The following is a 3496-nucleotide window of genomic DNA, read 5'->3' as shown; positions in this document are numbered from 1 at the left end:
GCGCTGGCCCTGGACGCGGCGGTCGGCAGGATCGAGAAGCGGCTGATGAAGTGGCAGCCCAAGGTGGGAGAAACAGAGAAGCTCTGAGCGACCTCGGAGGTCGCGCGCAACGATTTCACCGCCCCAGAAACGCCTGCACCGCAGCCACCGTGCGCGCCGGGTCTTCTTCATGCGGGACGTGGCCGAGGCCTTCAAACACCTGCACCTGGCTGCCCTGGATGTCGCGGGCAAAGTACTGTGCCTGCGCCGGCGGGATCAGCTGGTCCTGCGCGCCCCACAGCACCAGCGTGGGCTGTTTGATTTGCGCGATCTGTGTGGCAAACGCTTCGTTGCCCGCTCGCAGGCGATCGCTCAGTGCCCGGCGGTTGCCTTCGCGCAATGTGAGCTCGAAGTAGCGGTCGATCTGTTCCGGCGTCACCTTGCCGGGGTCAGCGTACACATTGCGCACGCTCGATTCGACCAGGCGCCGGGGCAGCACGTTGCGCAGCAGAGGCGAAAGTGCCGGCATGTTCGCGAGCCGGAACCCCAGCGGAATGGACTGCGCCTCCATCGGGTAGCCGGCCGCGTCCACCAGCACCAGCCTGGCGATGCGTGTCGGGTGGTCCACGGCGGTCTTCCATGCCACCGCGCCACCCAGCGAGTTGCCCGCCAGCACCACCTGCTGCAGGTTCAGCCGGTCCATCAACTGCACGATGAAGCGCGCATAGGCGGGCAGGCTGTAGTCGCCGTCGGGCGACGGCCCGGTGAGTCCGAAGCCGGGCAGATCGACACGGATCACGCGGTGCCGCTGCTTGAGGGTGTCGACCCAGCCGTCCCAGGTGTGCAGGCTGGCGGAGGTGCCGTGCACCAGCACGATGGGCAGCGGGTCCCCGCGCGGACCCTCGTCGCGCAGGTGCACGTCCATGCCCCCGACCCGGACGAACTGCGAGGGCGGCGCGGCCCAGCGCGCCTTGAGGGAGGCGACCGGGCGGTCGGGCGCCCAGTTCATGGCCAGCCAGACAACCGCCAGCACCAGCAGCGCCAGCACCGCAACGCCCAGAAACTTCAGACCTCGCATGGATTTCCCCCAGCCCGCATCGGGCGACCCATCGATTCTGCCCACACGGACCCGTGGGGCGGCCCATCATGGCACCATGGTCCGTGATCCGAATCCTGTTGGTCCTCTCTGTTGTTGTCGCCGGCCTGCTGGCTTGGGCCGTGCAAAGCGGCCGCGTCGATGTGCCGGCGCACTGGAACCCCTGGGCCCCGCTGAACGTGGCCGAGCCGCCGAACTGGCTCACGGGCTACAAGCTGCAACGCACCGCTGCCGACCCGGCCCTGTGCAGCGAGGCGCTGGCGGCCTCGACCTTGAAGCACACCGCCATACCCGACAACGCAACGGGTGACGGCTGTGGTTGGGCGGCTGCGGCGCGGGTGGACGACGCGCGTTTTGCGCCCGCATTCACGCTCACCTGCAGCGCGGCCTTGTCGCTGGCCATGTGGGAGCGCCATGCGCTGCAACCCGCTGCGCAGGCGCACTTTTCCCAGCCTGTGGCGCGCATCGAGCACTTCGGCAGCTACGCCTGCCGCAACGTGCGCGGCGCAGGCGGTGAGGGAGAACGACGCAGCCAGCACGCCAGCGCCAACGCTTTTGACGTGGCCGGCTTCCGTCTGGGCAACGGTCGGCGCATCAGCCTGGTCAACGACTGGGAAGGCGAGGCCGCCGAGGTCGCCTTCCTGCGCGAGGTGCGCGACGGCGCCTGCCGCTTCTTCAAGGGCACGCTGGGCCCCGACTACAACGCGGCCCACCGTGACCACTTTCACCTGGATCAAGGCCCCTACCGCATCTGCCGGTGAGGTGCTGCAAGCGGGGCCGACAGACACACACCGCTGTCCTGTGGCAGAGTCGCTCCTCCTCGAACAACGTTGTACTCAAAGGAGACCACCGATTGAATGCCTGGATGATCCTGGGACTGGCCATCGTGGCCGAGGTGATCGGAACCACCGCCTTGAAGGCGAGCGAGAGTTTCACGCGGCTCGTGCCCTCGCTGATCGTGGTGGTGGGCTATGGCGTGGCGTTTTACTGCCTGTCGCTGGTGCTCAAGAGTGTGCCGGTGGGCATTGCGTACGCGGTCTGGTCGGGCCTGGGGATCGTGCTGATCACCGCGGTGGCCTGGTTGCTCTATGGCCAGCGTATCGACTTGGCCGGCCTGCTGGGCATGGGCCTGATCATTGCCGGTGTGGTGGTGCTCAACGTGTTTTCCAAGGCCACGGCGCACTGAGCGCCGAGGCGGCTTTCAACCCCGGCCCGCACGGCGCTCTTCGCGCAGCATGAAGAGGTAGAGGCCTTCGACCTTCTCGCGTGCCCACGGTGTCTTGCGCAGGAAGCGCAGGCTCGAACCCACGCTGGGGTCCACGTTGAAGCAGCGCACGGGAATGCGCTGACCCAACTCTTCCCAACCGTAGTGGTCGGCCAGCGCGGTGACGATGGTCTCCAGCGTCAGCCCGTGCAAGGGGTTCCTGGGTTGGCCTGGCGCTGCGGCCGCCGAGTCGGCGTCTGCTTCGCTCATGTCATCGCTGCCTCAAGCGCATCGACAAACATCGCCGGCACATCAAACCCGGTTTGCTGCTGGATCTCCTGGAAGCAGGTCGGGCTGGTCACGTTGATCTCGGTCACCTTGTCGCCGATCATGTCCAGCCCCACCAGCAACAGCCCGCGCGCGGCCAGAACGGGCGCCACCACCTCGGCGATGGCGCGGTCGGTGTCGCTCAGGGGCTGGGCCACGCCCTTGCCGCCCACGGCCAGGTTGCCGCGCAACTCGGTGCCTTGCGGAATGCGCGCCAGCACAAAAGGCGCCACCTTGCCGCCAATGAGCAGCAGGCGTTTGTCGCCGTCCACGATGGCGGGCAGGTAGGCCTGCACCATCACGCTGGTGGCGCCGCCCTGGTTGAGCGTCTCGGTGATGGAGCCCAGATTCATGCCGTCGGGCCCGACGCGGAAGATGCCCATGCCACCCATGCCGTCCAGCGGCTTCAAGATGATGTCCTTGTGGTCGGCGTGGAAGTGCCGGATGGCCTCGGGAGAGCGCGTCACCAGCGTGGGCGGTGCGAACTCGGCGAACTCCATGAGTGCAAGTTTTTCAGGGTGGTCGCGTAGCGCACGCGGGCTGTTGAACACCCGGGCGCCTTCGCGCTCGGCCTGCTCCAGCAGGTGCGTGGCGTAGAAGAACTCGCTGTCGAAGGGCGGGTCCTTGCGCATCAACACGGCGTCGAACGTGTGCAGGGCTTCGCGGCCCTGGTGCAGCACGCGGTACCAGTCGTCGGCCGCCCCGGTGAGTTCGATGCGGCGCACCAGCGCGGTCACGGGCTGGCCGGTTTGCCACTGCAGGTGCTGAGGTTCGCAGGCGGCCAGGGTGTGGCCGCGTTTCTGCAGCTCGCGCATCATGGCGAAGGTGGTGTCCTTGTAGGTCTTGAAGGTGACCAGCGGGTCGGCGACAAAGAGGATGTTCATGGCTTG

The 3496-nt window shown here is 67.3% G+C and carries 5 protein-coding genes and 1 pseudogene; 3 read left to right on the top strand and 3 right to left on the bottom strand.

The genetic code is table 11. The features are described from left to right. Window positions 1-87: pseudogene (locus tag Q0C59_RS15330) on the top strand (ABC transporter permease); the annotation flags it as partial. Window positions 88-115: 28 nt separating this feature from the next. Here Q0C59_RS15330 and Q0C59_RS15325 read toward each other — a convergent pair. Then, window positions 116-1057, bottom strand: coding sequence for an alpha/beta fold hydrolase (locus tag Q0C59_RS15325; protein ID WP_291216975.1), 942 nt, complete (start codon window positions 1055-1057; stop codon window positions 116-118). Window positions 1058-1125: 68 nt separating this feature from the next. Between Q0C59_RS15325 and Q0C59_RS15320 the strand changes: the two genes are divergently transcribed. Together Q0C59_RS15320 and Q0C59_RS15315 are read left to right on the top strand one after the other, a co-directional pair. Next, window positions 1126-1836 (top strand): extensin family protein, encoded by a 711-nt coding sequence (locus Q0C59_RS15320; protein ID WP_291216972.1) that lies wholly within the window; start codon window positions 1126-1128, stop codon window positions 1834-1836. A 104-nt stretch (window positions 1837-1940) separates the two neighbouring features. Further along, window positions 1941-2261, top strand: coding sequence for a multidrug efflux SMR transporter (locus Q0C59_RS15315; protein ID WP_370654309.1), 321 nt, complete (start codon window positions 1941-1943; stop codon window positions 2259-2261). A 15-nt stretch (window positions 2262-2276) separates the two neighbouring features. Here the strand turns inward: Q0C59_RS15315 and Q0C59_RS15310 are convergent, their stop codons facing one another. Both Q0C59_RS15310 and gshB read right to left on the bottom strand, forming a co-directional pair. Beyond that, complete coding sequence (locus tag Q0C59_RS15310; protein ID WP_291216967.1) at window positions 2277-2549, bottom strand: VF530 family protein; 273 nt, start codon at window positions 2547-2549, stop codon at window positions 2277-2279. Continuing rightward, entirely contained in the window at window positions 2546-3490 is a 945-nt protein-coding gene (gshB, locus tag Q0C59_RS15305; RefSeq protein ID WP_291216978.1) for a glutathione synthase, read from the bottom strand. Before gshB ends, Q0C59_RS15310 begins: the two co-directional genes overlap by 4 nt. Window positions 3491-3496 lie beyond the last annotated feature (6 nt).

Origin of the sequence: Hydrogenophaga sp., assembly GCF_022844385.1 — a bacterium.
Lineage (GTDB): Bacteria > Pseudomonadota > Gammaproteobacteria > Burkholderiales > Burkholderiaceae_C > Hydrogenophaga.
The sequence above is the reverse complement of the archived record's forward strand: the minus strand, read 5'-3'. Positions and strand labels throughout refer to the sequence as shown.

Coding starts and splice junctions, on each gene's coding strand:
- Q0C59_RS15325 (WP_291216975.1), bottom strand. CDS start 1,057: ATGCGAGGTCTGAAGTTTCTGGGCGTTGCGGTGCTGGCGCTGCTGGTG.
- Q0C59_RS15320 (WP_291216972.1), top strand. CDS start 1,126: ATGGCACCATGGTCCGTGATCCGAATCCTGTTGGTCCTCTCTGTTGTT.
- Q0C59_RS15315 (WP_370654309.1), top strand. CDS start 1,941: ATGATCCTGGGACTGGCCATCGTGGCCGAGGTGATCGGAACCACCGCC.
- Q0C59_RS15310 (WP_291216967.1), bottom strand. CDS start 2,549: ATGAGCGAAGCAGACGCCGACTCGGCGGCCGCAGCGCCAGGCCAACCC.
- gshB (WP_291216978.1), bottom strand. CDS start 3,490: ATGAACATCCTCTTTGTCGCCGACCCGCTGGTCACCTTCAAGACCTAC.